The 369-nt window shown below is 63.1% G+C and carries 1 protein-coding gene; it reads right to left on the reverse strand.

Annotated elements, in window-relative coordinates:
* Window positions 1–65: 65 nt before the first annotated feature.
* On the reverse strand, window positions 66–369 hold a 304-nt coding region (locus tag U5A52_RS43145; protein WP_321940522.1), incomplete at its 5' end, for an aromatic amino acid lyase.

Genomic DNA, 369 nt, shown 5'->3' on the forward strand with positions numbered 1-369 from the left:
AACGTCGTCGTCTCGGATGTTATTCAGGAATGCTGTTTTATTCAGGCTCGAATGCTGACTTCGGCTTATTGCTCGGACTCGAATGCGAGCGGGCTGTGCTTGGCGATTGCGCCGTTCTGCACGAGCTTCGTCATTGCGGCGATGTCCGGCGCGAAGTAACGGTCGAGGTCGTAATGCGGCACCTCGGCGCGCACCGACTGCATCACGTGCGCGAGCGCCGGGCTCGTGTGGTGCGGTGCGCGCAGGTCCACGCCCTGGGCTGCCGCGAGCAGTTCGATCGCGAGGATGTTGGCCGTGTTGTCGGCGATATCGGCGAGCTTGCGCGCGGCGAACGTCGCCATCGAAACGTGGTCCTCCTGGTTCGCCGAC

Source organism: Paraburkholderia sp. J8-2 (assembly GCF_905220195.1).
Taxonomy (GTDB): Bacteria; Pseudomonadota; Gammaproteobacteria; order Burkholderiales; family Burkholderiaceae; genus Paraburkholderia.